General features: G+C 60.0%; 24 protein-coding genes and 1 pseudogene. 15 read left to right on the top strand and 10 right to left on the bottom strand.

The window, feature by feature from the left end:
• The 9 genes and pseudogenes from QQK16_RS20445 to QQK16_RS20405 form a co-directional block, all read left to right on the top strand.
• Window positions 1-629: bacteriophage T4 gp5 trimerisation domain-containing protein (locus tag QQK16_RS20445; protein WP_439954246.1), on the top strand; the 629-nt coding region annotated here is incomplete at its 5' end.
• 121 nt (window positions 630-750) lie between these two features.
• Entirely contained in the window at window positions 751-1,131 is a 381-nt protein-coding gene (locus tag QQK16_RS20440; protein ID WP_284198343.1) for a hypothetical protein, read from the top strand.
• A gap of 13 nt (window positions 1,132-1,144) precedes the next feature.
• Window positions 1,145-2,332: a DUF2169 family type VI secretion system accessory protein gene (locus QQK16_RS20435; protein WP_284198342.1), complete on the top strand. Its 1,188-nt coding sequence runs from the start codon at window positions 1,145-1,147 to the stop codon at window positions 2,330-2,332.
• Complete coding sequence (locus tag QQK16_RS20430) at window positions 2,329-3,402, top strand: hypothetical protein (protein WP_284198341.1); 1,074 nt, start codon at window positions 2,329-2,331, stop codon at window positions 3,400-3,402. The genes QQK16_RS20435 and QQK16_RS20430 overlap by 4 nt, the downstream gene beginning before the upstream one ends.
• 25 nt (window positions 3,403-3,427) lie before the next feature.
• Window positions 3,428-5,083 carry a PAAR-like domain-containing protein gene (locus QQK16_RS20425; protein ID WP_284198340.1) on the top strand — a complete coding sequence of 552 codons (1,656 nt, stop codon included), beginning with the start codon at window positions 3,428-3,430 and terminating at the stop codon, window positions 5,081-5,083.
• 2 nt (window positions 5,084-5,085) lie between these two features.
• Window positions 5,086-6,078 (top strand): hypothetical protein, encoded by a 993-nt coding sequence (locus QQK16_RS20420; RefSeq protein WP_284198339.1) that lies wholly within the window; start codon window positions 5,086-5,088, stop codon window positions 6,076-6,078.
• A gap of 144 nt (window positions 6,079-6,222) precedes the next feature.
• Window positions 6,223-7,620: a hypothetical protein gene (locus QQK16_RS20415; RefSeq protein WP_284198338.1), complete on the top strand. Its 1,398-nt coding sequence runs from the start codon at window positions 6,223-6,225 to the stop codon at window positions 7,618-7,620.
• A gap of 304 nt (window positions 7,621-7,924) precedes the next feature.
• Window positions 7,925-8,848: pseudogene (locus tag QQK16_RS20410) on the top strand (IS5 family transposase).
• A gap of 121 nt (window positions 8,849-8,969) precedes the next feature.
• A complete protein-coding gene (locus QQK16_RS20405) occupies window positions 8,970-9,968 on the top strand; it encodes a hypothetical protein (RefSeq protein WP_284198337.1) in 999 nt (332 codons plus the stop codon).
• An 82-nt stretch (window positions 9,969-10,050) separates the two neighbouring features.
• Here QQK16_RS20405 and QQK16_RS20400 read toward each other — a convergent pair whose 3' ends face one another.
• The 5 genes from QQK16_RS20400 to ybaK form a co-directional block, all read right to left on the bottom strand.
• A complete protein-coding gene (locus QQK16_RS20400; RefSeq protein ID WP_308447093.1) occupies window positions 10,051-10,539 on the bottom strand; it encodes a VOC family protein in 489 nt (162 codons plus the stop codon).
• Between the two features lie 66 nt (window positions 10,540-10,605).
• Window positions 10,606-12,186 carry an ABC transporter substrate-binding protein gene (locus QQK16_RS20395; RefSeq protein ID WP_284198336.1) on the bottom strand — a complete coding sequence of 527 codons (1,581 nt, stop codon included), beginning with the start codon at window positions 12,184-12,186 and terminating at the stop codon, window positions 10,606-10,608.
• Between the two features lie 98 nt (window positions 12,187-12,284).
• Window positions 12,285-13,880 carry an ABC transporter substrate-binding protein gene (locus QQK16_RS20390; protein WP_439954245.1) on the bottom strand — a complete coding sequence of 532 codons (1,596 nt, stop codon included), beginning with the start codon at window positions 13,878-13,880 and terminating at the stop codon, window positions 12,285-12,287.
• 193 nt (window positions 13,881-14,073) lie between these two features.
• Window positions 14,074-15,189: a beta-ketoacyl-ACP synthase III gene (locus tag QQK16_RS20385; RefSeq protein WP_284198334.1), complete on the bottom strand. Its 1,116-nt coding sequence runs from the start codon at window positions 15,187-15,189 to the stop codon at window positions 14,074-14,076.
• A gap of 120 nt (window positions 15,190-15,309) precedes the next feature.
• A complete protein-coding gene (ybaK, locus tag QQK16_RS20380; protein ID WP_284198333.1) occupies window positions 15,310-15,801 on the bottom strand; it encodes a Cys-tRNA(Pro) deacylase in 492 nt (163 codons plus the stop codon).
• Window positions 15,802-15,851: 50 nt separating this feature from the next.
• Between ybaK and QQK16_RS20375 the strand changes: the two genes are divergently transcribed.
• Window positions 15,852-16,394 carry a GNAT family N-acetyltransferase gene (locus QQK16_RS20375; protein WP_284198332.1) on the top strand — a complete coding sequence of 181 codons (543 nt, stop codon included), beginning with the start codon at window positions 15,852-15,854 and terminating at the stop codon, window positions 16,392-16,394.
• Here QQK16_RS20375 and QQK16_RS20370 read toward each other — a convergent pair.
• Together QQK16_RS20370 and QQK16_RS20365 are read right to left on the bottom strand one after the other, a co-directional pair.
• Window positions 16,385-17,095, bottom strand: a complete 711-nt coding sequence (locus QQK16_RS20370; protein ID WP_284198331.1) for a substrate-binding periplasmic protein — start codon at window positions 17,093-17,095, stop codon at window positions 16,385-16,387. The two genes, QQK16_RS20375 and QQK16_RS20370, sit on opposite strands and share 10 nt — an antisense overlap.
• Window positions 17,096-17,148: 53 nt before the next feature.
• Window positions 17,149-17,871: a substrate-binding periplasmic protein gene (locus tag QQK16_RS20365; RefSeq protein ID WP_284198330.1), complete on the bottom strand. Its 723-nt coding sequence runs from the start codon at window positions 17,869-17,871 to the stop codon at window positions 17,149-17,151.
• 143 nt (window positions 17,872-18,014) lie between these two features.
• On the opposite strand from QQK16_RS20365, the gene QQK16_RS20360 reads away from it, so the two are divergent.
• Together QQK16_RS20360 and QQK16_RS20355 are read left to right on the top strand one after the other, a co-directional pair.
• Window positions 18,015-19,460: a protein adenylyltransferase SelO gene (locus QQK16_RS20360; RefSeq protein ID WP_284198329.1), complete on the top strand. Its 1,446-nt coding sequence runs from the start codon at window positions 18,015-18,017 to the stop codon at window positions 19,458-19,460.
• A 106-nt stretch (window positions 19,461-19,566) separates the two neighbouring features.
• Window positions 19,567-20,298: a substrate-binding periplasmic protein gene (locus QQK16_RS20355; RefSeq protein WP_284198328.1), complete on the top strand. Its 732-nt coding sequence runs from the start codon at window positions 19,567-19,569 to the stop codon at window positions 20,296-20,298.
• A 532-nt stretch (window positions 20,299-20,830) separates the two neighbouring features.
• Here the strand turns inward: QQK16_RS20355 and QQK16_RS20350 are convergent.
• A complete protein-coding gene (locus QQK16_RS20350; protein WP_284198327.1) occupies window positions 20,831-21,319 on the bottom strand; it encodes a MarR family winged helix-turn-helix transcriptional regulator in 489 nt (162 codons plus the stop codon).
• Window positions 21,320-21,396: 77 nt separating this feature from the next.
• Between QQK16_RS20350 and QQK16_RS20345 the strand changes: the two genes are divergently transcribed.
• Window positions 21,397-22,608 carry a serine hydrolase domain-containing protein gene (locus tag QQK16_RS20345; RefSeq protein WP_284198326.1) on the top strand — a complete coding sequence of 404 codons (1,212 nt, stop codon included), beginning with the start codon at window positions 21,397-21,399 and terminating at the stop codon, window positions 22,606-22,608.
• Between the two features lie 442 nt (window positions 22,609-23,050).
• Here the strand turns inward: QQK16_RS20345 and QQK16_RS20340 are convergent, their stop codons facing one another.
• Complete coding sequence (locus tag QQK16_RS20340; protein WP_284198325.1) at window positions 23,051-24,079, bottom strand: AraC family transcriptional regulator; 1,029 nt, start codon at window positions 24,077-24,079, stop codon at window positions 23,051-23,053.
• Between the two features lie 94 nt (window positions 24,080-24,173).
• Here QQK16_RS20340 and QQK16_RS20335 point away from each other — a divergent pair, with 94 nt between their 5' ends.
• Window positions 24,174-24,809 carry a hypothetical protein gene (locus QQK16_RS20335; RefSeq protein ID WP_284198324.1) on the top strand — a complete coding sequence of 212 codons (636 nt, stop codon included), beginning with the start codon at window positions 24,174-24,176 and terminating at the stop codon, window positions 24,807-24,809.
• On the opposite strand, the gene pdxR is transcribed toward QQK16_RS20335, so the two are convergent.
• Window positions 24,784-26,283: a MocR-like pyridoxine biosynthesis transcription factor PdxR gene (gene pdxR, locus QQK16_RS20330; RefSeq protein ID WP_284198323.1), complete on the bottom strand. Its 1,500-nt coding sequence runs from the start codon at window positions 26,281-26,283 to the stop codon at window positions 24,784-24,786. The genes QQK16_RS20335 and pdxR overlap by 26 nt on opposite strands.
• 87 nt (window positions 26,284-26,370) lie before the next feature.
• Between pdxR and QQK16_RS20325 the strand changes: the two genes are divergently transcribed.
• A complete protein-coding gene (locus QQK16_RS20325) occupies window positions 26,371-26,766 on the top strand; it encodes a GNAT family N-acetyltransferase (protein ID WP_284198322.1) in 396 nt (131 codons plus the stop codon).
• Window positions 26,767-26,780: the final 14 nt, after the last annotated feature.

Genomic DNA, 26,780 nt, shown 5'->3' with positions numbered 1-26,780 from the left:
TGAAGCATGACCGTACCGAGACGGTGGACAACAACGAGACCATCACGGTGCACAACGACCGCACCGAGCGGGTGGACCACAACGAGAAGATCTCGATAGGCGACAACCGCACGGAGGATGTGGGCAAGAACGAGACCATCAGCATCGGTGAAAACCGCAGCGTGACGGTGGGCGACAACGAAACGATCAGCATAGGCAGCAACAAGACCGACGATATCGGCGACAACCTGAGCATCACGGTGGGCAAGGCCAAGACCGAGACGGTGGCATTGGCGTCGATGGAGAACGTGGGCCTGGCGAAGATGACGAACGTGGGGGCGGCCTACAGCCTGAATGTGGGGGCGTTCATGAATACGGTGGTGGCGGCCTGGCAGAAGGAACAGGTGGGATTGACCAAGGCGATTACGGTAGGTGATGCATACGATCTCACCGTTGCCGGTGCAAGCTCGATCCATATGGACGAAGACACCATCACCCTTAAAGTCGGCAAGAGCGTCATGACCATGAAAGGGGACGGTACCATCACAATCAATGGCAAGGACATCAATGTCATGGCCAGTGCCGAAATACAAGTCGAAGCCAAGGCCGATATTGTCATGCATGGCAAGAACATCAAGCAGAATGGTTAAGGAGACAGGCATGTCCGTGCCCCACACCGCCCAGTGCACTGGCCAATCCACATCGGGTACCCCCTTAGACTCCCTACTGCAACGGCCAGCTGCTACGCTCGCCCCACCGCAAGGCAGCGTCATGCTCGCCACGCTGATCGCATTTGATGGTAGCCAAGCCACACTCTCGCTCCCTGGTGCTCAGCCTATCACCGCAGCCAGCTTGGTCCCACTGCAAGCTGCAGATATCGGTCGCACGGCAGCAATCACACTGCACGGCGACAGCCAAGCACTCGTGCTTGGCTTAATCTGGAAAGCGGAGCCCGCGACCACGACCCTGCATGATGTCATCGTCGATGGCCAACACGTCAGCATTGAAGCCAAAGAATCCATCACCCTCGCCTGCGGTCGCGCCAGCGTCACCCTTACTGCAGACGGCCAGATTCTGCTACGCGGTGACTATATCTCGAATCACTCCACCGGCACCCAGCGCATCAAGGGCGCTGCCGTGCAGATCAACTGACGGGATAACCGATATGGACCTGATCAACGGCACCCGCTACGCCCTGAGCGTCGACCAGGTACTCGATAAAGACGGCCGCCCATGGCTCGTAGCCGTGGCCAAAAGCACTTGGCAGCTCGAACCCGACGCCGACGGAAAGCTGACCCTCGCCGCCAAACAACGCCCACTGCGCATGAGTGACGTGCACGAAGGAGAGCCCGGTCTGAGTGCCCCTTTGTTCGAATCTGACTACACCTTTCGCAAAGCCGCTTGCGATGTACTGTTCAAAGGTGCTGCCCACTCACCCGAAGGCAAGCCTGTCAAGATACTTGAAGCCGGTCTACGCATCGGTCCTATCCACAAGGTATTACGCGTCGTCGGCAACCGCCCCTGGCAACGCAAGCTAGGCAGCTACTGGACACCGGGCTCACCGGAGCCGTTCGTTCAACTCCCAATCACTTACGGTAATGCTTTCGGTGGCATGTATACACCTGAGCAAATTGGCTCCTCCTCCCCGGACGATTACCTAAGCTACCCCGACAATCTCGTCGGCCGCGGTTATGCCAAAGGCGCATTCCAAGGTCTCTTGGCTGACACCTACGCACCCAACCTCGAAGCCATGGACGAGGAGATCAGTGCGCCCGACGGACGTTACAAGGCTGTGTCGCTAGGCCCGATTGCCCGCAACTGCCCCCCCCGGCTACGCTACGCCGGCACCTATGATCAACGGTGGCAGGAGGAGGTCTTCCCTCTCCTGCCCAAGGATTTCGACGAGCGCTTCTATCAGAGCGCGCCACCGGACCAGCAAATGCCTTATCCAACCGGTGGTGAGCAGATAGCACTGCTCAACCTGACGCTTGGTGGCGGCCTCAAGGTCATTACCTTGCCACGTCTACGCCTGCCCATGGTCGCACTGACGCGCGAGCGTCGGCCCATCCCGCTCCACACCGTCGTCGACACCCTGATCTTCGATACCGATGCCATGGTGCTCGAAGTCGTCTGGCGTGCCTGCCATCCGCTCAAGCGCAATCTGCAAGAAATCCACACGCTGGCCGCCGGCAACGTCTGCAAACGCTGGTGGAAGAGCCGCGTCTACGGTGCGGAAGACTGTGGCTGCCACGGTATCGAAACAGACGACAAGGACCTGGCTCCCGTCACCGAAGCACTGGAGGAGGACGACTCCATACCCGATGACAGCACACCCCGCAGCGAGCATGCATGAGTAACCATACAAAGCTGACTATTATCGCCAGCGGCGCTGTCACGCCACTGGGCTTGAGCGCCGCCAGTACCTGCGCCGCCATTCGCGCCTGCCTCAATAACTTTCGCGAAACGCACTTCGTCGACGGACAAGGAGCTCCGCTGCTCGGCGCCACAGTGCCTGCGCACGCCCTGCTTGGCAGCGACGAGGATGCCGTACAAGGTGGGCCAGATAAGCTCGCCGCTATGTTCGTACGCGCCGTGCGCGAATGCCTGCAGCAGGTACAAGGCTTCAACGCCGCCCAGACGGCTCTGCTACTAGTCGGCCCCGAAAGCAGCCGGCCAGGCATCACTGCCGAAAGCCTGCGTGAAGTCTTTGATGCCTGTCAGGCCACGCTCGGCGAGCACTTCCACGACGCCAGCCGCATCACGCAGATCGGAACCCCTGGGCTCGCTGTAGCACTTAAATACAGCCGCGAGCTCCTGGCCGACCCGAATCAAAGTGGCGTTCACGCGGTCTTGATTGTCGGCCTGGATAGCCTGCTCAACACCAGCGACATCCTCGCAGGCCTCCAACAGCGCCGACTCCTTGCCCAGAACAATAGCGACGGTTTCATCCCCGGTGAAGCATGTGCCAGCCTATTCATTATTGGCGAGCGCAGCAATATCACAGCCCCCAGCGGCAACCTAGTCGTGCGCGGCCTTGGTATAGCCCAAGAGACCGAAACCCTGCTCGAGCAAAAACCCAGCCGAGGCCAAGGCCTGGCGGCCGCCATCCGGCAAGCGCTAGACGAAGCCGGCCTCGGAGCCCACGACATGCACACCCGGCTCTCTGACGCCACAGCCGAAAGCTACTTCTTTGAAGAAGCCAGCTTCGCCTGGACCCGGCTACTACGGCAGCGCTCACCGGAGGGCTACGGATTTTTCACCCTAATGAACCGCGTCGGCCACATCGGTGCCGCCATGGGACCACTCACCCTCGTCGTCACCCTTGACCAGGTGCGCAAGCAATGGGCCACCGGCCCCCACACGCTCGTCCACCTCAGTAGTGCGCATACGCCCCGAGCTGCTGTAGTCGTGACCGCTGCCTGAGCCACAGAATCGAGAATCCGCCGTCATGTCCCACAACGTCTTCGCCAACAACAACGAGATCTGTGCCAAAAGTGCATCGGGTTCGTCGAATCTCGCCACGGATACCTGCTTCTCGCCCGGCGCCCCCATGCCCGGCGTGCCCGTGCCCTACATGAATAGCTGCAAAGCCAGTGACATTACCAAGGGCTCCAAGACAGTAGCCATCAAGGGTATGGAAGTCTGCATGGAGGACAAGAGTTACTTTGCCACCAGTTACGGTGATGAAGCCGCTACCCAGGGGCTCAAGCGCGGTGTCGTCTCAACCAGCGTCCAGGGCAAATGCCGCTTCATAGGCTGGAGTCCCAACGTATTTGTCGAAGGCTTGGCCGTTACCCGCCATCTGGACATGGTGACGCACAACCACAACAGCCCGGCCAATACCCCTCCCATGCATTACATGTCCAATGCCGACCCTTCTAACCCATGCAAAAAAGACTACGAACAGATCGCCAAGCGTTGCGCGCCTGACGATCACAAGGACAGGGCCAAGCGTGGCAAGGGTGTACCTAAGGACAAGCAAGGGAAGGTCGATAAGGCCGGTAATTGGGTCATGGATCATTGCGGTCCGCTTATGGTCCATCCCGGCGACAATTTTGAGGACTGGAAGAAGGATTTTGGGGACTTGGGTAGCCTGATGAAGAAGGCTTCAGATCAGCTCAAGAACGATGTGATCGCCAAGATGGAAAAGGAGATCGCCGAGTTCGCGGCAAAGAAGCTGACAAAGATGGCTGTAAGGCGCGGCCTGACGGGTTGGATACCTGTAGTCGGCTGGGTACTGACCGCAGTAGATGTTGCAGCAACGGGATATGAGATTGCCACAACGGTCAGCACCATGAAGGATGAATTGGCTGACCTAAAGAAAACCGTCGACAACCTCAAAAAAGAGTCAGACAACGTTACCAAAGCATTCAAGGATTACGAAGATAAGCTCAAGAAATACGGCACCATGAGCGCCGATGAGAAGAACAAAGCTGAGCGTGAAGTCATGGCAGCCGTTCAGGGTGCCTATGGCGCGGCCAACCCTTGCTTGCGTGCCCGTAAATGTGCCTTAGTTCCCTACAATAAGGCAGATAAAGATAATGGCTGGCTAGGCAAGGGCTGCTGCCCAGGTCAAACTGGCCACCACCTTTTGCCTGATGCCATGTTCCGCAGTGCTGATAAGCAAGAACAGGCGAAGGCGTTCGAGACCTGGAAGAAATCCTACGGTGGCAAGAAAGATAAGTCCAAACTCACTGCCAGCGATATGCCGCGTGATCACAAGGCAAATGCAAAGTGCTGGGACAAATACAAGGAAGGCCCAGCCCCGACCATCTGCCTGGAAGGCACCGACAATACCAGCGGCTCGCACGGTCTAGTCCACAGCGCGACCTCAACGTTGCTTGCACCGTTCAAGAGCAGTCCGACTATGGATTACACCAAAGCCCGGAGCCTGCTTGCCAAGGAAATTAGCGTCGCCTACGGTTGCGATGCCGACTGTCTGGAAGCGCAATTGGATGAAGCCTATTGCAAGATGTATACCTGCGGCGGAAACAAACCCTGCCCAGAGAAGCTAAAGGATGCCAAGGTTGTCCCACATGACGGCATGCCAAATGGCGGACCGAAAACCGGCGACGGTACAGTAAACACAGACATGGATGGTTAATTATGTTCGACGCAAAAACTTGGGAAAGATTCGGTTCAGGCTTCTCGTTCTACGACTGTGCAATCAGCACCGCTACCCGTTTCTGGTTGCTAGGGTACGAAATTCAGGAGACTCCACACCGTGACCCTTGGCCGCGGATGCGTGTCCTGTCAGTCAGTCTTAAAAAAGACATGGCTGAGCGCTTTTCTTACGATGAGTTTGGCAATTTTGATTTTGCACGCATGGCCTTTTACAAAGGTGATCAAACAGAAATCGTCGCAGCTGATCTCGGCGGCTTGATTTACTCATTCAATGCCCTTGGTACGCGCGAGGAAGCACCGCACCCAATCGGCTTGGCAGGAACCGAGCTACGTGCCACCGTCACGCAAATCGTTCGCATCGGACAGCATGCCTACACTGTCGGCGGACCGCGTCGCATGCACAAGCGCCTAGGCATGAATCAATGGGAAAACATGACTCAAGACCTCCCCATTCCGCTTGCCTATGCCAACGGCGATGTCACTATGGGCGACTATGTCTGGAAGAGCGCTGCCGGTTTTAGCGAATCCGACATCTATACCGTGGGCGGTGCTGGTGATGTCTGGCACTACGATGGCAAGCACTGGACGCAATGCAGCTTTCCATCCAACGAAAGGCTCTACAACGTCTGCTGCGCTGACGACGGCAACGTCTATATCGGTGGCAATATGGGCTCCCTCTACGTCGGGAAAGGCAATCAATGGACCAAGCTCAGCGACAGCAATTTCAGCGTGCCTTGGAAAGACATCGCCTGGTTTGCGGGCAAGCTCTGGTGTGGTTCAGATTACGGCCTTTGGGTCCTGCAAGACAAGGAACTGGTACGTGCAAATATCCCCGCCAACGTCCAACTCGTCTCTGGCGCCATTGATATCTCCCCCGACAGCAAGTGGATGCTGACGGCCGGCCGTGATGGGGCGGCCTTATTTGATGGCACCAACTGGGAAGTCCTGTTCAGCCGCCACGACCTTGAAGACTAAGTACTTGCAGGCCGTCAGCCACAGGCGGCCTGGACTGCCATCGATTAGGTATCGATAGCGGCACGGGAGCAAACCTTTTGAGGTGCCCCCTTGATCCATTGACCAGCTACATCTAGCTAGCCTGAACTCAGAAAGTTGATTGTAATGTCCGTAGTGAAACATCTTGTTGCACGCCACGCCGAGGATGCCGCCTTTTATTGGGCGCGCTGCCAGGAGGGACAGTTCAGCGCTCAGCAGGATATCGCCACACTGAAACGATTTAGCCATTTGGTGGAAGCCAACCTGGAAGGCTTGCGGGTTGCACAGCAGGAGTGCCAGGCCTGCACCCCATCTAATGGTGCAGGCTGGCAAGCCACCTTCTCGCGCACCCAAAAATGGCGTACTGCGGATGAAGCCTTTGTAAGCGGCGTACTGGCTTTGGAGACCGCCTTGGCTGCAAGTGCGCCGACACAGGCACTACTCGATGCGATGGCGCAATTAGCCACGAATCAGTTTGCAGAAACGGGCGAGAGGGAAGTAGCTAAGGGGCTGGCACTGGCAGCTAGTTGGTTGGGCTTGCCAGCAATCAACCTTCTGTCCAATCTCTGGCAACAATCTGCCGACCCCATTCAACGCTACATCACCCTTGCCGCCGCTGCAAAACATGAAAGCCTCAGCGATACCGTGCTGACCGCTTGGCTGCAGGATACCCATCCACTTGTGCGTGCCCATGCCATGCGCTGCGTGGGTGAGCTAGGTCGTACCAAGCTTGGCGAAACCCTGGTGCCAGCCATGGATCCACTGCAGGAGGCTGATGCCGATTGTCGCTATTGGGCTGCCATATCTCGCTGCCTGCTAGGCTATGTCGATGGTGCTCCCTTGCTGGGCAAGTGGGCGTCAGAGCACCCTGAACAGCCAAGGAGCAGACATGCGCTAGCCGTGCTGGCGCAACTGCTCCCGCCCGACACGATGTTCCGAACACTCAGCAACGCGCTAGGTCTACCCACCCATCAGCGCTGTGCATTGGATGCAATACGCTACACCGGGGATCTCCGGTGGGTACCCTATCTGCTTGATCTGGTGGACGCCCATACCCAACCCGACGCGCTACGTAGCGCCCTGCTCGAACCGGCCAGCAACCTGGCTCGGCTGGCCGCCGACGTACTAGCCCACCTGACTGGCCACCCGATTGGCGGCAACATGCAACATGCGGCCTTGTGGCAGGACACACCCAGTGCAGAAGACCTATGGGAACCAGACGAGGCCGGTAACTATCCCGATCCAGCCTCCGACCCTGCAATCCCTGTACACCGCAAGCAAGATCCTGACAGCGGGCTTTTATGGCCCGACCCGCTCAAGCTGCGCCCAGCCATGAGTACTTATGTGTCCCATGCTACGTTTGGCGCAGAGCAACTCCCCATACTGGGCGGCCAGACACTTACATCTGAGAGGGCACAGATCGTATTCGCGGATCCGGAGGCCACCCAGCTACAGCGTCGCCACGCCGCCCTGTTTTTACGATGCAAAGGCTATAGTGCGACCTTGTTGAGTAGCGGAGTATAACCCCCGCCTAATTGCCTTCGTGCGCAAAGTACCGTGGCGACAGCGGAGGCGCAACGCAGCCTGCAATACCGTCAGGTAAGGTGGAAGCACAGCAAGGCCCAAAAACAAGCCGCAGTGACTGGGACAACGTAAACGTGCCAGGCCGCCATCAGGACGGCGGCCGTCGCTGCGTATGTCCTCACAAGAAGAACAATCCAAACAGCCAAATGCGGCACCATGTGGTACAGGATCGTTGCTTCAAGCAGCTTGACGAGGCTTTGTTGCACAACTCCTCGCACCTGAGCCCAGTCGATAAACTACGGCCATGACCCAACCCGCTCCCGCCCAGTACAAGACCACCAACTGGCGCGACTACAACTCCGCCCTCAAGGCCCGGGGATCACTGTTGATCTGGCTCGATCCAGCCATGCAATGGTATGCGCCGGCCTGTGGAAAGCCCGGTCGTCAGCACACCTTCTCCGACGCCTCCATCCAGTTCTGCCTGTCGATCAAGGTGCTGTTCGACCTAGCATGGCGGCAGGCCATTGGCTTGGTAGAAGGGCTGATCAAACTAGCTGGGCTAGACTGGCGCGTGCCGAACTACAGCACGCTGAGCCGGCGCCAGCAGACGCTAACGGTGCAGATTCCGGCCCGGCGCAGCACGGCTGGGCTGCATTTGCTGATCGACAGCACCGGTATTTAGTTTCTCGGCGAAGGCGAGTGGAAGCGCAAGAAATATGGCGCAGAATACCGCAGGCAGTGGCGCAAGGTGCATCTAGGCATTGACGCCGAAACACTGGATATCCGCGCCATTGAAGTCACGGGCAGCGACGCACCGGTGCTGCCGGACTTGCTGGGGCAGATTCTGGCTGAAGAGGGCATTGCCAGCGTGTGTACCGATGGCGCTTACGACACCAAGGATTGCCATCGCGCGATTGCCGAGCGGGGCGCCGAGGCGGTCATCCCTGTACGCAAGAACGGCCGGCCTTGGAAAGCCAATCAAGCTGGCGCCGCAGTGCGCAACGAAACATTGCGCGCGATGCGTCGGCTGGGGCCGGCGATCTGGAAACGCTGGAGTGGTTACCACCGTCGGAGTTTGGTCGAAGCCAAAATGCGCTGCTTCAAGTTGCTGGGTGAACGGGTAAAAGCGCGCACCTTCGAGAGGCAGGTGGCGGAGTTGCAGATTCGCGCCGCACTGCTGAACCGTATTACCCAACTGGGCACGCCGCAGACGGTGAGTGTGGCATGAATCCGTCTGGGGTTTGGGGAGGCTCAATCTTCAGCTGCGTTGTGCAACAAAGCCATGGCGGCCCCAAAACATCTGACGGCGATCTGCAAGAAAATTACAACTTCCAGAAAGGTAATCCTAAATGTCAATTGCTGACAAAGAGCGCTGGGACCGCTTCTTCAATGGCTTCTCAATATATGACTGCGCATATGGCTATGAAGACAGGTATGTTTTCCTGGCCTACGAAAAGACTGACAGCCCTCACCGCGACCCTCTGCCAGAGTTGAGGATTGTTGTTGCTCGCATGGAACGCCCGATGGACAAGCGCTTCTATCGTATGCAATTCCCCTATTTCGACTTCGCCCGTGTTGCGTACACATCCTCACCAGAATCCGAATTTGTTGCGGTCGATATAGTTGGACAAACCTACGGCTACAACCCCCCGCGTAGCGACGAAGAAGAGCGCCATCCGACACAACTGAAAGGCACAGAGCCGGGAGCCACGGTTACTCAGGTCGTTCGGATTGGACAGCATGCTTACACAGTCGGCGGCCCGCGTCGCATGCATAAGCGCCTAGGTGTGAGCCAATGGGAAGACCTCACCAAGGATCTACCCATCCCCCCCGCCTACGCCAATGGCGATGTCACCATGGGCGACTATGTCTGGAAAAGCGCTGCCGGCTTTAGTGAATCAGACATCTATGCTGTTGGCGGTGCTGGCGATGTCTGGCACTACGACGGCCAACGCTGGACTCAATGCAGCTTTCCATCCAACGAACGGCTGTACAACGTTTGCTGTGCCGACGACGGCAAGGTCTATATCGGCGGCAATATGGGCTCGCTCTATGTGGGCAAAGGCAACCAATGGACCAAGCTTGCCGATAGCAACTACAGCGTACCGTGGAAGGACATCGCTTGGTTCGGGGGCAAGCTCTGGTGCGGTTCTGACTACGGCCTGTGGGTGCTGCAGGGCCAGGAACTGGCCCGAGCAGACATCCCCGCCAACGTCCAACTAGTCTCCGGCGCCATTGATATCTCCCCGGACAAGAAGTGGATGCTGACCGCCGGCCCTGATGGGGCGGCGCTGTTTGACGGCACCACCTGGGAAGTCCTGTTTAGCCGCCGCGACCTGGAAGAATAAGTACTCACTGGGCCACCAGTCATAAGTGGCCTGATTTGCTGTCACATCCAAATCGACCGGCAATCTACGGCTACGTAATTGGCTACGCGGCGGCATGACCAGCTTTATCGGCGGCGATGTCGTGGCTACGGGCTATCTTGCCCGCGGGTGCCTCAAACCAGAAATCCCCCTCCACATCCAGGTAACCTCCGGGGTTCCACGCCACCTCCCACAGATAGCCGTCGGGGTCGCTGAAATAGCCATTACGGCCGCCCCAGAAGGTATCGTCGGCGGGCTTGGTGATCGTGGCGCCTCTGCTGGCCAGCTCCAGCAGCAGGCTATCGACTTCGTCCCGCGTCGCCACGTTGTGCGCCAGGGCAATCCGGGCATGACCGCCCTCGCCTGCCAGCCCGGCGTCATGTGCCAGGGCATCGGCGGGGAGCAAGGCCAGCACAAAGCCATTGAGCTGGAAGAAAGCCACACCGGCCTGGCTCTTGGGCGAGAGCGGCCAGCCCATGACCTCGCAATAGAAGCGGCGGGCCCGCTCAAGGTCGCGTACCCCCAGGGTGATGAAGCTGATACGGGCTTGCATGGCGCGGGCTCCCATAAAAAACGGCGGCCACTGGCCGCCGCGTGATCTGCCGTGGTAGACCCAAGTCTACTTGACGGAAACGTTTTCGAAGTTGTTATTGGTGAACGGGCTGGGCTTGAAACCCACGACGTTCTTCTGGAAGGCCACGGTCGTCAGCGGCTCCACCAAGGTGGCCCAGGGCATTTCTTCGATAAAGATCTTCTGGGCGGCTTCGTACAGCTTGGTGCGCTCCTTCAGATCGGTTACCCGCTTGGCCTGGTCGATCAGCTTGTCGAATTCCTTGTTGCACCAGCGCGAGCGGTTCTCGCCCGATTCGGCGGCAGAGCAGCTCAGGTTGGGGGTCAGGAAGTTATCGGGGTCGCCGTTGTCGCCTGCCCAGCCGTAGATGGTGACATCGTGCTCACCGGCCTTGGTGCGCTTTTGCAGTTCTACCCACTCCATCACCGTCACCTTGACGTTGACGCCCAGCTTTTTCCAGTCGGCCTGCAGCATTTCGGCGGCCAGCTTGGGGTTGGGGTTGGAACCACTGCTGCCGTTACGCACCAGGATATTGATGTCGAAGCCATTGGGGTAGCCGGCTTCCTTCAGCAGCTTCTTGGCCTTTTCGATATCGGTCTTGTAGGCAGGGATAGCCTTGTTGTAGCCCCACATGCGTGAAGGCAGCGGCAGGTGGGCGGGCGAGGCGTTGCCTTCCCACACGGCCTTGATCATGGCGTTCTTGTCCAATGCCAGTGCCAGTGCCTGGCGAACGCGCTTGTCCTTGAGCTGGGGCTTCTGGGCATTGAAGGCCACATAGGTCAGCAGCAGTGCCGAGGTTTGCAGCACGGTCAGCTTGGGGTCGGCCTTCAGGCCTGGGATATCGGCCGGCTTGGGGTAGACCATGAAGTTGCACTCGCCACGCTTGAGCTTCTGGGTGCGCACGGCACCGTCTTCGGTGATGGCGAAGATCAGCTTGTCGCTGCCGGGCTTGCCGCGCCAGAAGGTCGGGTTAGCGTCGTAGCGTATCTGCGAGCCCTTCTCGTAACGCTTGAAAACATAGGGGCCAGTGCCAATGGGCTTGAGGTTGATATCGCCGGGGCGGCCAGCCTTGTCCAGCTGCATGGCGTACTCGGCCGACACGATATCGGCAAAACCCATGGCCAGGTTTGCCACAAAGGGCGCTTCGGGCTTGCTCAGGGTGAACTTGACCTTGTAGGGATCGAGCTTCTCGATCTTCTTGATCAAGGTGGGGAAGCCCATATCGGCGGCATAGGGCCAGCCCTGCAGGCTGGCCTTGGCGCCGGGGTGCTTGTCGTCGATCATGCGCTGGAAGGTCCACAGCACGTCATCGGCATTGAAATCACGGCTAGGCTTGAACCACTCGGTGGTATGGAACTTCACGCCACGGCGCAGATGGAAGGTGTACTCCAGGCCGTCCTTGCTGGCTTCCCACTTCTCGGCCAAGGCGGGTACGACCTTGGTGCCGCCTTTTTCGAACTCAGTCAGGCGGTTATAGATGGCCTCGGTGGAGGCATCATGGGTTGCGGCAGCGGTAAACATGCCGCCATCGAAGCCTTCGGGCGAGGCTTCGGAACAATAGACCAGGGTCTTGGCCTGGGCGCTTGTTGCCAGGGCCAGGGCAATAGCCGTGTATTTGATCAGTTTCATCGTATTTGCTCCGTGGTGCATGCGTATGCAGCAGGTAATCATCGTCTTACGCAAAAAAGGACGGGCGTACCCGTCCTTTCCCGATTGCCGAGGCAGGCTTACTTGATCGACACGCCGTAGAAGGCGAAATTGCCGAAGGGGCTAACCTTGAAGCCTTCAACCTTCTTGTTCATCGGCACATACACGGTAGAGTGGGCAACGGTAGTCCAAGGCACTTCGCGCTTGAAGATTTCCTGGGCCTTCTCATACAGCTTGGTGCGTTCCTTCTGGTCGTTCACCTGCTTGGCCTTAACCACAGCATCGTTGAACTCCTTGTAGCACCAGCGGGAGTAGTTGTTGCCACCCACGGCGTCACAGGAGAGCAGCGTGCCCAGCCAGTTGTCCGGATCACCATTGTCGCCGGTCCAGCCGACCAGCAGGGTGTCGTGCTCGCCGTTCTTGGCGCGCTTGAGGTACTCACCCCACTCGTAGCTGGTGATCACGCCCTTGACGCCGATCTTGGCCCAATCAGCCTGGATCATTTCGGCCATCAGCTTGCCGTTGGGGTTGTAGGGGCGCTGCACTGGCATGGCCCACAGGGTGACGCTCAGATCCTTAACACCGGCCTTGGCCAGCATGGCCTTGGCCATTTCAGGATTGTAGGCAACGTCCTTCAGGTTCTTGTTGTAGGACCATTGGGTAGGTGGCATGGGGTTGCTGGCAACCTGGCCCGCGCCCTGATACACCGCGTCGATGATGGCCTTCTTGTTGATGGCCATATCCAGTGCACGGCGCACCACCACGTTGTCGAGCGGCTTGTGCTCAACGTTGTAGCTGAGATAGCCCACATTGAAACCAGCCTGGTTCATCAGCTTCAGCTTGGGGTCCGCCTTCAGGCCAGCCAGGTCGGCCGGCTTGGGATGCGCCATCAGGTCGCATTCACCGGCCTTCAGCTTCTGCGCACGCACGGCACCGTCGGTGGTGATGGCGAAGATCAGGCCATCGAGCTTAACGTCTGCCTTGTTCCAGTACTGCTTGTTGGCCGTGTAACGGATCACAGCGTCTTTCTGGTAGCTCTTGAAGACGAAGGGACCGGTGCCGATGGGCAGGGTGTTGATCTGGGTGGGCTTGCCTTCCTTCAGCAGCTGGTTGGCGTATTCAGCCGACAGCACCGAGGCGAAGTCCATGGCGATATTCTGCAGGAAGGGGGCATCCACCTTCTTCAGGGTGAACTTGACGGTCAGGTCGTCCAGCTTCTCTACCTTGGCGATGTTCTCGTCCAGACCCATGTCGGTGGCGTAGGGGAACTCGGTTGGATAGGCCTTACGGAACGGGTGTTCCTTGCTGATCATGCGCTCGTAGGTAAAGACGACATCGTCAGCGTTGAAATCGCGCGTCGGCTTGAAGTATTCGGTGGTGTGTACCTTCACGCCACGGCGCAGCTTGAAGGTGTACTGCAGGCCATCGGGGCTGATAGTCCAGGATTCAGCCAGGGCGGGGACAACCTTGGTGCCGCCACGCTCGAACTGCACCAGACGGTTGTAGATGGCCTGTGCAGTGGCATCAAACGTGGTGCCGGCCGTGAACTGACCGGGGTCGAAACCCTCGGGGCTTCCTTCAGAACAGTACTTGAGTACGGCCGCCTGGCCGGCAGTGGCGGCAAAGGTGGCGGCAAGTGCGAACGACAACACGGTAAGACGCTTCATGTAGTTCATCCTCGTGGGTGAGTTTTGCAGACCGGGTCGGGAAGCCCCTGGATAAATCCCCGGCACACCTTACGAGAGATTTATCCAGAGACTCCCTAGGGTTTTCCCTAAGCAGCAACCCGGCAATGCGGCGATTCCGCATGGCGCGAGACGGTAACACAGCCGTAAACGTGAAAACAGCGGGGCGAGCCCGCTGTTGTACCTATTGCTTCCTTACTACAACGCTTCCGACCGAATATCCGGCTCCGAAGCTCGATATCACTCCCACCTCGCCCGGTGGCAGATCGCCATGCAGATGGAAGGCAATAATCGAACCGGCGCTGGAGGTATTGGCATAGCGATCCAGAATCACCGGCGCTTCCTCGGCCGTGGGGTCGCGCTCCAGCAGCCGTTTGGCAATCAACAGGTTCATGCTGAGATTGGCCTGATGCAGCCAAAAGCGGCGCACCGCTACCGGCGCCAGCCCCAATTGGCCCAGGTGGCTGGCGATATGCTCGGCCACCATGGGGCAGACTTCCTTGAAGACCTTGCGGCCCTCCTGCACGAACAGCTTGTCGCGCAGGTCGCCCGTTTTGTCCTCGGCCCGATTCAGGAAGCCGGCATTGTTGCGGATATTGTTGGAGAACACCGTGGCCAGGCGTGTACCCAGTATCTCGTAGCCCTTTACCTGGGCCAGCTCAGCACGTTCCACCACCACCGCGGTACAGACATCGCCAAAAATGAAATGGCAATCACGGTCACGCCATTCCAGGTGAGCCGAGCAGATTTCCGGGTTGAGCATCAGCACTGCACGGGCGCTGCCGGTACGGATGGCATTGGCCGCCTGTTCCAACCCAAAGGTGGCGCTGGAGCAGGCCACGTTCATATCAAAGGCCCAGCCCTGTATGCCCAATGCCTGCTGTATCTCGACCGACATGGCCGGGTAGGCCCGCTGCATATTGCTGGCGGCACAGATCACGCCATCAATGTCGGCAGCCGTCCTGCCTGCCCTAGCCAAGGCCTCGCGCGCGGCGGCCACAGCCATCTCGGCCATGACCGACAGTTCCTCATTGCCGCGCGGGGCAATCTGCGGGCACATCCGCTCGGGGTCCAGGATGCCGGCCTTATCCACCACGTGGCGTTGCTTGATGCCCGAGGCCTTTTCGATGAACTCCACCGAGCTCTCTGCCATGGGGTCCATTTCGCCAGCGGCGATGCGCTCGGCGTTGGCCGTGTTCTGCAGGCGTACATATTCATTGAAGCTGGCCACCAGCTCTTCGTTGCTGATGACTTGCGGCGGCGTATAGAGACCGGTGCCGGTGATGACGGCTTGATGCATGGCGGTAACCTTTGCTGTGTCGGGGTCGTGCAGCTTGCCGGGGCTGATGGAACAGGCTGTCCAAGCTACCTAGCAAGCGATTGAATCTGCGCAGTTTAGCAGATGCACCGGCAGCACCGCCTACTCATGCGGATTGGCCACTTCCACCAGTTCGGCCTGCAGCAGGGGCAGCAGGGACTTGGGATCCAGCCCTACCAGGAAACCCCGCTTGCCGCCGTTGAGATAGATGCGATCCAGCGCCATGATGGTCTTCTCGACATACACCGGCATGGCCTTGCGCGTACCCAGCGGCGAGGTGCCGCCCACCAGGTAACCGGTGTGGCGATTGGCCACCTCGGCACTACAGGGCTCGATATGCTTGCGACCCGTCTGCCGCGCCAGATTGCGGGTGGACGTCTCGCAATCGCCATGCATCAGCACGATCAGGGGCTTCCTGGCCTCGTCTTCCATCACCAGGGTCTTGATCACTGCGTGCTCGGGCACGCCCAGCTGGCGCGATGACTCGGCCGTGCCACCTTTTTCCACATAGTCGTAAAGGTGTTCGGTATAAGCCACCTTGTGCTGGCGCAAGGCACGAATGGCGGCGGTGACGGGGGCTTTTTCCTGGCTCATGGGGGCGATTTTAACCACGCAGCACGGGGTATTTCCATGATAATTGCCACATGGATATCCTGACCGAACGCCTGCGCCTGAGGCCGCTGACAGAACGCGACATGGCCAGCTTCATGGCCTACCGCAATGAGCCCGAGGTGGCACACTGGCAGAGCTTTGCCCTGCCCTACTCGCTGGACGAAGCGCAATCACTGTTCCGAGAATGCGACGCCAGCCTACCGCTGATGCCGCGCGCCTGGCGGCAGATTGCCATCGCCAGCCGCCTGGACGACACCCTGTTGGGCGATTGCGCCGTGTGCCTGTCGGGCGATGGCCAGCAGGCAGAGCTGGGCATCACCCTGGCGCCCAAACACCAGGGCTGTGGCTACGCCAGCGAAGCCTTCAGGGCCTTGTTCGATTGGCTATTCACCCAGCAGGGCCTGCATCGCGTGCATGCCGCCTGCGACCCGGACAACCATGCCTCGGCCCGCCTGCTGCGCCGCGTGGGCATGCGCCAGGAAGGCCACTTCAAACGTAGCCTGTGGCTCAAGGGGCAATGGGTGGATGACCTGGTATTCGGCCTGCTGCGAGAGGAGTGGCAGGCTCAGCGATAGCGCGCGGCAAAACCGGCGGCGGTGCCGTCCTGCAGCACCGATTGCACGGCGTTATCCAGTTTCTGGAACAAGGCATCCGACATGCCTGGGTTGCAAGCCAGCCACATCTGGGTGTCACCAGGGTTGCCCATGGTGATCACCACCCGCACCTCGCCCTGATAGCCCTCGCGATTGGCCTTGTACGCCCCGCTGATCACCCCAGCCACCCACAGGTCTATACGCCCGCTCATCAACTTGGGCAGGTTGTGCCTATCGGCTGGGGCCCTGTCCAGTGTCACGCCCTGGCGCTCCACGTAATCGCCATAGGCATCGGCCAGATAGCCGCCCACCTTGTACTGTTTGGCATCCGCCACGCTATCGAGCCGTATGGCGCTGCCGGTAAGCGCGAACAGGGCTATCTTGTCGTCCACCAGCGGCCCAATCCATTTGAACTGCGACTCTCGCTTGGCGCTGCGCACGGCGGAATAGACACAGGTATCACTACGGCTGGCAGCCAGGGCCAGCGACCGCGCCCAGGGCAGCAGATCGAACTGGGCGGACAAACCGGCCCGGTTCACCGCCTCCCGCAGTATCTGGGTTGAGATGCCGCTGACTCGTCCATCTTCCAACATGTTGAATGGTGGATAGTCCTCGGTCAGCAACACCAGCGCGTTGGCTCCTGGCATGGCCAGCAACAGGCAGAACAAGGGCAGGCAACGCATGCTGCTGCTCCCACACTGACAGGCGCCCGACCAAGCGGGCGCCGCCTGCGCGGCTATTTGTATTTGGTACCCAGCTTGCCGGCCGTGCCATCCTTGGCAATGGACTGGATCGCGTCGTTGAGCTTCTTCACCGTGTCATCCGGTACGCCTGGATTACACGCCAGGTACATCTGGCTGTCCTTGGGATCACCCACCGCCAGCACCGGCTTGATCGCGCCCTTCAAGCCTTCGCGTGCTGCCTTGTACGGGCCACTGTTGGCACCCGCCACCCACAGATCTATGCGGCCCGAAGTCAGCTTGGGCAGGTTCTGGGTATCCGTCACCACCCGCTCCAGCTTCACCCCCTGCTTCTCCACATAGTCGCCATAGGCGTCACCGTTATAGGCGCCCACCTTGTACTTCTTGGCGTCGTTGATACTTGCCAGTGTGATGTTGCTCTTACTGGCCGCAAACAGCGTGATCTGGTCGGCCGTCAACGGCCCCACCCACTTGAACAGCTTCTCCCTCTCCGGTGTACGTACCGCCGAATAGACACAGGTATCGGCCTTGGTCTTGGCCATATTGAGCGCACGCTCCCATGGCAGCAGCTCGAAATTGGCCGTCATCCCCGCACGCTTCAACGCCTCCTGCAGCATCTCGGTGGAGATCCCGACCACCTTCTTTTCTTCGTACATATTGAACGGCGGATAGTCTTCAGTCGTGAAGGTCAGCGCCTGCACCTGCAAGGCGGCAAAGCCTGTCAGGGTGGCGCACAGAAGGCTGCGGCGTAGCATCATGGTGGTCTCCGAAGAACAAAGAAGGGCATCGCGACGGCAGGCGATGCTGCCTTGACCTTAGACCACCCGCCCCTCTCTGCGCCAGCCAGCTACGATATGCGGCCTGCCGGGGTAGAATCATCGCCTGTCCCTCTGGAATCACCATGCCTACCATCACGCTTGATCAAGCCGGTTTTCGCGGGCTGGGGCCGGACTTCTACAGCGAAGTCACCGCCACGCCCCTGCCTCAGCCCCGGCTGGCCGCCTACAACGCCAGCCTGGCTGCCGAACTGGGACTGCCTGCCCACGCGGGTGACTGGCCTGATGCCGCCGCCATGCTGGCCGGCAACCTGCCCGCTGCCGATAGCGCCGCCATGGCCACGGTCTATTCCGGCCACCAGTTTGGTGTCTGGGCCGGCCAATTGGGTGATGGCCGCGCCCTGCTGCTGGGCGAGGCAGGTGGCCAGGAAGTACAACTCAAGGGGGCCGGGCTCACACCCTATTCACGCATGGGCGATGGTCGGGCAGTGCTGCGTTCCAGCATACGCGAGTACCTCTGCTCCGAGGCCATGCACGGCCTGGGCATACCAACCACCCGTGCGCTGGCCCTGGTAGCGTCACCCGAGACGGTCTGGCGCGAGACGCCTGAAACCGCTGCCGTCGTGACCCGGGTGGCGCCCAGCTTCCTGCGTTTTGGCCATTTCGAACACTTCTTCTACCGCGATCAACAGCCCCAGCTGAGCCAGTTGGTGGACTACGCTGTCCGCCGCTATTTTCCCCACTGCAGCGAGGCCGCGCGGCCGGCCCAGGCCATGCTGGAGGAGGTCATCCGCCGCACCGCCGCCCTGATTGCCGATTGGCAAGCCGTCGGCTTCTGTCACGGCGTGATGAACTCGGACAATATGTCGCTGCTGGGCCTGACCATAGACTATGGCCCCTTCGGTTTTCTGGACGGTTTTGACGCCGGCCATATCTGCAACCATTCCGATCACAGCGGCCGTTACGCCTATGGCGCCCAGCCCGAGATCGGCCTCTGGAACCTGCACTGTTTGGCCCAGGCCTTGCTACCCTTGCTGGACCGCGATGAGGCCATCGCCGCTCTCAAGCAGTACCAGCCGCTGTTCGAAACCGAGCTGACCCACCGCTTCAGCCGCAAACTGGGCCTCGCCACCCAGGAAGACGATGACTGGAGCCTGCTGGTGCGGCTGTTCGACCTGATGCAGGCCAGCCGCAGCGACTGGACCCTGTTCTGGCGGCAACTCAGCCGCTTCGACAGCAGCCCGGACGCGCTCAACCCCGCTGTGCGCGACATGGTGCTGGACCGCGAGGCATTTGACGGCTGGGCACAAGATTACAAAACCAGGCTGGCACGCGAGGCCAGCGTGGATGCGGCACGCCACACCGCCATGCTGGCCACCAACCCCAAGTATGTGCTGCGCAACCATCTGGCCGAGCAAGCCATACGGCAGGCCCAGGCAGGAGACGACAGCGAAATCACCCGCCTGCAGCAACTGCTGGCGCAACCGTTTGACGAGCAGCCCGCCTTCGAGGCCTATGCCAGCCTGCCGCCGGACTGGGCCAAGCAACTCTCGGTAAGCTGTTCGTCGTAAGGGGATGGTATTCCTGTCCCGATAAGCTAAGACCCTTAGTAGAAGACAGAGCATCGACAGCGGCATAGTGCCGCTAGTCGTGCCTACTCAACTATGAAAAGGGCGAATGATGAAACTGTTTATCCTGAGTGCCGTCATGGCATGCAGCGCTGCTGCATGGGCCGAAACCGTGACCATAGGTGCCGAAGACGATTGGGCGCCGTATTGTTCCAAGGTGGGCAACGACGCCAAGGGCTTTGCTGTTGATGTGGTTCGCGAAGCTTTCAAGGCGGCGGGGGTGGAAGTGAAGTTCGCCTTGGTGCCCTACGCACGCTGCATGAGCGAAGCCAAGGAAGGCAAGTTGGTGGGCTGCTTCAATGCCGCCCGTAACAGCCTGCTGGAGAACGACTACCTGTGGCACGCCAAGCCCATGTTCAATGCCCGCATCAATATCTACGCCCCGGCCGACAGTAGCGAAAGCGGGCTGACGCCCAAGAGCCTGGAAGGCAAGGATGTGGCGGTCACCAACAACTATGAGTACGGCGACGACTTTGATCGCAATACCAAGATCAAGCGCAGCGTCAGCAACCAGGATGAGCAGGGGTTCCGCAAGTTGCTGGCCAAGCGGGTGCAGTACATGGTGGCTTACGAGAAGGTAGCCAATGCCATCTTCAGCAAGAACAAGGCCGAATTCACCGGCAAATTCAAGGCCGTGGGCATGACCGCCGAGCCGGGCCTGTATATCGCCTTCTCCAAGAAGCACCCGGACAGCGCCAAGTTCGTGGAAAAGTTCAACCAGGGCATGGAAGCAATACGCAAGAGCGGCAAGTACAAATCGCTGGAGACCGCCTGGCCTTGAGAGCCTGTATGGACTCAAGGCATTGATGGTTTTTTCTGACAGCGCAGGCGCCAGGGTAACCCTGGCGCTGGGCGTCCACGCAGCCTGAACTAATTAATAGGCTCTCCCTTAATTGAGTCCCCCCGTCCGCGCCGCCGCGAGGTGAGGAATCTGATCTCTCATGGCTCCCCTTGCTGGTGCTTGTGAACATGGCGCAGTTCGGACTTGATCAATGTGATGGCAGTCATGACCAGTGATAAGGGCCGAATCTCAGCCAAAACGGCCTTTCAGTTATGCAAACTGACGAAAACCGCTTTACACGAAACTTCGGACATGGCCGCTCTCCTGCCGAAAATCTAAGCGGGTGGATTGAACGTGGGTCAATTATCAATGCGCGCCAACGCCCTCCGAAAATTTATCTAAGTTTATGGTTTTTGGGCATTTATGGCGCTTCTTGCCGGTACGTTAGCTCACTTCGGATACCTCGGTTCATGTTTCCCTGACAAGTGCCATCGCTGGGTAGTCATACAACGATAGCAAGTCAGGCTCAGCCTCACTGCTTGCCGACACAGTTCATGATGCGATCAAAGATGGATTGGCGGTCTAGGGCATCGTCGAGTTTGTTCAGCGATGCCACGACATCGCCCGCCTCGGCATTCAACTCAAGGGCCGCTTGATCAAATGCCGCCCATATCGGCTGCAGCTCGGCGACCAGTTTCTTGCCTGCGGCGGTGAGCATGATCTTCTTCTTGCGGGCGTCAACGGGATCGAACTCTGACGTCACCATTCCGGCTTTTTCAAGCGACTGCCGTGTCTGGCTCACAGATACATGAGTGATCCTCAGCGTCGTCGCCAGTTCACCCACAGTGGCAGAGCCTTTGATGACCAATTGATTCAGGACGCCAAACCAGCGTTGCTCGAACGAAATCCCCAAGGCTGCGTACACCCGCACCGAATCGGCATCGAGGTTTTCCGACAAGCGCCTTAGCCTGGCGCCGATAGCCGCCCCTCCGGCAGCGCGTGAGTAATCTTGCTGGTTCATGAGCAGGACTCTTTCGGGTTGACATTTGCGTAGGCGCCTACGAATACTAGCACGTCTACCCAGGAGAGAACGAAGACATGAGATTCCTTGATCCCACTCCGACATGCCAGATTTCGCGGCGTACGTTCCTCGGCGCGGGGTTGTCAACGCTGCTGCTGCCAAGTGTTACATCGGCAGGCAATCTCCTGCCGCCATCCCTGGATCTGGAGTCGTTCATTCAAAACGAAATGCGCAAGGCGAACATTCCAGGCTTGGCTGCCGGTTACGCTCGTGACGGCGTTGTGCAGTTTGCGGAAGGCTACGGCATAGCCGATATCGCGAAGCGCAGGGCTGTGACCGCTAGCACCATGTTCCACATTGCCTCGGTGACCAAGATTGTCACAGCGACCATGATTATGCGTTTGGCAGAAAGAGGAAAACTCGCACTAGATGAGCCCATATCGCACCATCTGGACTTTCCCGTCGTGAATCCGCGATTTCCCGACATGGCAATCACGTTCCGACAGTTGCTGACGCACACATCAAGTATTTCCGACGCTCGGTATTATGAGATCGACTTCCGTGAGAACGATCGCGATGCCGACCTGTCCTTGACCGACTTCCTCAAACAATATCTCGTGCCCGGGGGGGGCCATTATTCAAAAACGGGATGTTTTTCAGCTGCGCGTCCAGGCGCTGCATGGGACTATTGCAACGTCGGCTTCGGCCTACTTGGACATCTTGCCGGGCGTATCGGGGGGGTGGATATGCGCGAACAAACACGCAGGGACATTTTTACGCCGCTCGACATGGAGCACACAAGCTGGACAGTCAAAAACACGCCTCAGTTACACAGCGCTGTTCCGTATGACCGTGTAGACGGCGCACTTACGCCTGTGAAGCCTGTAGGCTTTCCGGATTGGCCAGCCGGCATGTTGCGCTCGTCGATCAGTGATTTCATGAAGTTCGTCGCCGCCTCGGCAAATGGTGGCCGGGCAGGCGATGTCGAACTTTTGGGTACCGCCACCATGGCGCAAATGCTGGATATGCGCGCGCCGGCCGGTCTACCTGAATGGCTCAGCGGCCAGGGTCTTGGCTGGATGGCATCCCCGTTGGCTGGACAGGTGCGGCCCAACCACTGGGGGGGCGACCCGGGCGTATTTACCGCTGTCTACCTGGCCCCGGCTACGCGCAGCGGCGTGGCGATATTCACCAATGCAGGGGCGTCGGCAGAAAACAGAACTGCCCTGAAGAATATCGCCGATCGACTTTTTCAGGCTGCCGCTGAGTTGACACGACCCAGTCGCTAAGCGCAACGTATGTGCGGTAAATGTCTAAGGCTGAAAGATCGGAGTGCCGACTGCCGCTTAGTAGTTGGCAACGGACGTAATCTAACAACCTATTCCATGACTGCTTTGGCCGAGAAACAGACAATTGATTGCTGATCAGATAACCAGTAGGTCGCGCATAACAAGCAGCTGGGTGATCACGAGTTATCAGCAAGGATGGTCAGTGTCCGCAGCGACGAAAGTCCACGTTGCACGGTGCGTGGAGGGAGCTTAACCGGCGCTCACCCACATTTTGAATGGCCCTCAGCGCTTGTATGGATCCGAGGTATAGAAGGGTGTTTCCGACAGCACAGGCGCCAGGGCAACCCTGGCGCTAAACGCCTGCACCACCTGAACCAATAGGCTCTCTGATTAAACCGTCCCCTGCCGCCATTCGCCGGCGCGGTCTCGCGCCCGGTGCCCCTCAGGCATGGGCCAAACGCCACCGCCTGGGCGACATACCCGTCCAGCGTCTGAATGCCCGATTGAAGGCGCTCTGTTCCGAGTAGCCCAGTAGCAGCGCCACCTCGGGCAGGGCCAGGCGACGGTCGCGCAGGTAGTTTTCAGCCAGGCAGCGGCGGCTATCCTCCAGCAGTGCGCGGTAGCTCCAGCCCAGCGCTTGCAAACGCCGACGCAGGGTACGGTCCGACAGGTTCAGCGCCTCGGCGCAGGCCTGCAGCGCGGGCTCGCCCTGTATCAGGTGCTGCGAGATAAAGCCCCGCACCGACTGCAGCAGCGCCTCCCGGGCCGGCATGGCGGCGAATAGCGCGGCAACCTGCTGCTCCAGCATGGCTGCCAGCGCGGGGTCGGGCTGGCGCAAGGGCATAGCCAGCACGTCGGCCGGCAGGTGGATGCGGGCGGCCGTCTGGCCGAACAGCACCGGGCAGCCAAACAGCTCGGCATAGGGGCGCATATCGGCCGGCGCGGCCTCCACGAAGTGCACCACCAGGGGGCGCAATGGCTGGCCGGTGATGCAGCGGGCGAAATGGACCAGGGCTGCCAGCCCACACTGGTTGGCCAGCAGCCCGATGGCGCGGGCATCGTCGCCCCACTCCAGCACCACGGCACCTTCTGCCGGGAAGTGCCGCACCGGGCTAACGTCATGCACCAGCCGCTGATAGCGCAGATAACGTTCCAGCGCCGTGGCGGATGAACCCGATAACTGCAGCACATAACCCAGTGGCCCCAGGTGGGCCGGGGTAATGGTTGCCCCCAGGCGCAGGCCCAAGGCCGGGTCGCCCAGATGCAGCGCGGCCTGGGTCAGCAGCCGGCGCCAGTGGGCGGCTGCCACAGTGCCATCCGGCCCCGGTGGTGCGGCAGCCTCGCCCAGCACGTGGCCAACGTCCTGCCCCTGCGCGGCCAGATAGTCGAACAGCAGCCGCACATAGGTGCCAGGCACATGGCCGGATACCGGCAGCGGCGGGTTTGCACGTTCGATTTCCAGCTTGATCATGGCCTGAAGTGTCAAAAAGCTGGCCCGACAAGTCAAGCCCCGCCCCTGCTCCAAGCCCTAGCATGGCCTCCCTACTTCAAGACGGAGCCTTGCGATGATTGCCCCATCTGCAGCCCAAGCGCAGGCGCTGCTGCGCGACCCCAGCCACTTTCAGTGGTATGTCATTCCCCTGTTGCTGCTGGTCATCCACGCCTATGGCGAGCAGGCGGCCGAGAAGCGCTGGAACGTGGTGCTGGGCGGGATCGCCTTCTGGCTGATGGACTGGATCAACGAAATCTGGAACGGCCTGCTGCTGCACTTCTCCGGCTACGCCCCCGCCTGGGCCACCCCGGGTGGCTCGGCCTACGTGATCCTGGTGGGGCTCAACATCGAGATCTGCCTGATGTTCGCCATCATGGGCCTGTATGCCGTGCGTACACTGCCGGCCGACCGCTCCCTCAAGCTGCTGGGCATCAACAACCGCTGGTTGCTCGCCGTGGTGAGTTCGGTGCTATGTGTGTTGGTCGAATACGGTCTCAACCATATCGGCGCGCTGACCTGGGAATGGCGCGGCTGGAATACCCAGGCGCCCTGGCTGATCTGGCTGATAGGCTATCTGCCTTTCTTCCTGGTAGCCTACTGGGTGCACGACATGCCCTCGCGCAAGCGCCAGTTGGCGGTGGTGGGCGGTCTCGCCACCACGGTGCTGTGCGCCCTGGTCTTGTTTATTGGGGTATTGGGCTGGATCTGATCCCCATATCACGCAGAACCTGGGCTAGCCTGACGGCTGCCAGCATGAGGCTGGCATCGTCCACCCCGGCATAGCCCAGCACCAGGCCTGGGAACGGTGGCTCAGCCGCGCAGTAGGCCGACAAAGGTGGCGCAGCGATACCTTGCTGCGCCAGGATGTTACTGACCCTGGCATCATCCCAGCCTGCGGGCAGGCGAGCCGTCACATGCATGCCAGCCTCGCCCCCCAGCAGGGGCAAGGCCTCTCCCAGCTCGCCCTCCAGCACCTTGCGCAGTTTGGCCTGGCGCCGGGCATAGACACCCCGCATGCGGCGCAGATGACTGCCAAAATGGCCCTCCTGGATAAAGCTGGCCAGGGCCGCCTGGGTCGTATAGTCCCCCTCGCGATACAGGCGCGCCTGCAGCTGCCGCAACGGCGCCACCAGCGCAGCCGGCACCACCAGATAGGCTAGCCGCAAGGCAGGGAACATGACCTTGCTGAAGGTGCCCAGATAAATCACCCTGCCGCTGCTGTCCAGGCCCTGCATGGCCGCCAGCGGCCGGCCAGCATGGCGGAATTCGCCATCGTAGTCATCCTCCACCACCCAGGCCCCCTGCCGTGCGGCTTCGGCCAGCAAGGCCTGCCGGCGCGCCAGGCTCATGACACTGCCCAGTGGATACTGGTGCGAAGGCGTCACATAGACCAGCCGTGGCACCGGCAGCGCCCGTCCTTGCCAGTCCAGGCCCTCCTCATCGACCGGCACAGGGCAAACCGACAGACCGGTTGCCAACCAGGCCATGCGCGCCCCCCGGTAACCCGGCTCCTCCATCCAGACGGTGTCACCCGCGTCAGCCAGGGCGCGTCCCAACAAATCCAGCGCCTGCTGCATGCCGCTACAGACCAGCACCTGCGCCGGTTCGCACACCACGCCCCGGGATAGCTGCAGATAGCCTGCCAAGGCCTGCTTGAGCGCCGGGTGGCCGCCTTCCTCGCGGTAGTCAAAGTCGCCCGCCTGCGCCCCGCGTTGCTGTGTTTGCAGCAAGCGCCACCAGACAAGCCAGGGGAAAGCCGCCAGGTCGGGCTGCCCCGGTGCAAATGCAGCGGAGGCCGATTCCACCCGCTCGCCCATCACGTCCAGCCAGGCGGCAGCCCGCCGCGATAGTGGCAGCGCCTCGCTGATCGCCGTCTGGCGGGTCGGCCAAGCCGCGGGCTCGGGCAGGTGCGCTGCCACGAACGTGCCTGCGCCCACCCTTGTTTGGCAAAAACCTTCGGCACAAAGCTGCTCGTAGGCATGCAGCACCGTATTGCGCGCCACCGCCAAGGACTGGGCCAGCACACGGCTGGCCGGCAAAGCGGTATCGCCCGCCAGCAGCCCCTGCTGTATTGCCTGCCGCAAGGCACGGTAGAGCTGGCGATGGAGCGGCTCCGCCACCTGGCGATCCAGCCTGGCCGCCAGGTAGTCCAGCAATGCTGGCAGATTGGTTCCATTCAACATTGTTCAATCGGCACCTTTAAAGGAACCAATATAGCTTTACGCTTTGCTGCTATCCCGTCAACACCGCCAATCCAGCAAGGACTCTCCATGCGCATTGCCCTAAACCAGCCTGTACGCCCCGAGCAGTTGTCCGATCTCTATCGCCGCGCCGACCTGGCCCGCCCCGTCGACGATCAAGCCCGTCTGGCGCGTATGCTGGAGCATGCCAATCTGCTGGTCACCGCCTGGGAAGGCGAGCGGCTGATAGGGGCAGCACGCTGCTTCTGCGACTACGGCTGGGTTTGCTATCTATCCGATCTGGCCGTGGATGCCAGCCTGCAGCACCAGGGCCTGGGGCGCGCGCTGGTGGCCGCCGTGCAGGCAGAGATAGGTAGCGAATGCCAATTGGTGTTGTTGTCGGCACCCACGGCAATGGATTACTACCCCAGGCTGGGATTTCAACGTGCCAACCATGCCTTCTATATCCCTCGCCCCGTCCACTGAACCTGATACAAGCC

It is taken from the genome of Chitinimonas prasina, from assembly GCF_030160395.1.
In the GTDB taxonomy this organism is placed as follows: domain Bacteria; phylum Pseudomonadota; class Gammaproteobacteria; order Burkholderiales; family Chitinimonadaceae; genus Chitinimonas; species Chitinimonas prasina.
The sequence above is the reverse complement of the archived record's forward strand: the minus strand, read 5'-3'. Positions and strand labels throughout refer to the sequence as shown.

Excerpts from the sequence above, each read along its gene's own strand:
- QQK16_RS20350 (WP_284198327.1), bottom strand. The coding sequence starts at position 21,319 with ATGAACCAGCAAGATTACTCACGCGCTGCCGGAGGGGCGGCTATCGGC.
- QQK16_RS20360 (WP_284198329.1), top strand. The coding sequence starts at position 18,015 with ATGCCTACCATCACGCTTGATCAAGCCGGTTTTCGCGGGCTGGGGCCG.
- QQK16_RS20375 (WP_284198332.1), top strand. The coding sequence starts at position 15,852 with ATGGATATCCTGACCGAACGCCTGCGCCTGAGGCCGCTGACAGAACGC.
- ybaK (WP_284198333.1), bottom strand. The coding sequence starts at position 15,801 with ATGAGCCAGGAAAAAGCCCCCGTCACCGCCGCCATTCGTGCCTTGCGC.
- QQK16_RS20340 (WP_284198325.1), bottom strand. The coding sequence starts at position 24,079 with ATGATCAAGCTGGAAATCGAACGTGCAAACCCGCCGCTGCCGGTATCC.
- QQK16_RS20425 (WP_284198340.1), top strand. The coding sequence starts at position 3,428 with ATGTCCCACAACGTCTTCGCCAACAACAACGAGATCTGTGCCAAAAGT.
- QQK16_RS20390 (WP_439954245.1), bottom strand. The coding sequence starts at position 13,880 with ATGAACTACATGAAGCGTCTTACCGTGTTGTCGTTCGCACTTGCCGCC.
- QQK16_RS20370 (WP_284198331.1), bottom strand. The coding sequence starts at position 17,095 with ATGCGTTGCCTGCCCTTGTTCTGCCTGTTGCTGGCCATGCCAGGAGCC.
- QQK16_RS20365 (WP_284198330.1), bottom strand. The coding sequence starts at position 17,871 with ATGATGCTACGCCGCAGCCTTCTGTGCGCCACCCTGACAGGCTTTGCC.
- pdxR (WP_284198323.1), bottom strand. The coding sequence starts at position 26,283 with ATGTTGAATGGAACCAATCTGCCAGCATTGCTGGACTACCTGGCGGCC.
- QQK16_RS20345 (WP_284198326.1), top strand. The coding sequence starts at position 21,397 with ATGAGATTCCTTGATCCCACTCCGACATGCCAGATTTCGCGGCGTACG.
- QQK16_RS20415 (WP_284198338.1), top strand. The coding sequence starts at position 6,223 with ATGTCCGTAGTGAAACATCTTGTTGCACGCCACGCCGAGGATGCCGCC.
- QQK16_RS20435 (WP_284198342.1), top strand. The coding sequence starts at position 1,145 with ATGGACCTGATCAACGGCACCCGCTACGCCCTGAGCGTCGACCAGGTA.
- QQK16_RS20355 (WP_284198328.1), top strand. The coding sequence starts at position 19,567 with ATGATGAAACTGTTTATCCTGAGTGCCGTCATGGCATGCAGCGCTGCT.
- QQK16_RS20335 (WP_284198324.1), top strand. The coding sequence starts at position 24,174 with ATGATTGCCCCATCTGCAGCCCAAGCGCAGGCGCTGCTGCGCGACCCC.
- QQK16_RS20325 (WP_284198322.1), top strand. The coding sequence starts at position 26,371 with ATGCGCATTGCCCTAAACCAGCCTGTACGCCCCGAGCAGTTGTCCGAT.
- QQK16_RS20385 (WP_284198334.1), bottom strand. The coding sequence starts at position 15,189 with ATGCATCAAGCCGTCATCACCGGCACCGGTCTCTATACGCCGCCGCAA.
- QQK16_RS20395 (WP_284198336.1), bottom strand. The coding sequence starts at position 12,186 with ATGAAACTGATCAAATACACGGCTATTGCCCTGGCCCTGGCAACAAGC.
- QQK16_RS20440 (WP_284198343.1), top strand. The coding sequence starts at position 751 with ATGCTCGCCACGCTGATCGCATTTGATGGTAGCCAAGCCACACTCTCG.
- QQK16_RS20400 (WP_308447093.1), bottom strand. The coding sequence starts at position 10,539 with ATGCAAGCCCGTATCAGCTTCATCACCCTGGGGGTACGCGACCTTGAG.
- QQK16_RS20420 (WP_284198339.1), top strand. The coding sequence starts at position 5,086 with ATGTTCGACGCAAAAACTTGGGAAAGATTCGGTTCAGGCTTCTCGTTC.
- QQK16_RS20405 (WP_284198337.1), top strand. The coding sequence starts at position 8,970 with ATGTCAATTGCTGACAAAGAGCGCTGGGACCGCTTCTTCAATGGCTTC.
- QQK16_RS20430 (WP_284198341.1), top strand. The coding sequence starts at position 2,329 with ATGAGTAACCATACAAAGCTGACTATTATCGCCAGCGGCGCTGTCACG.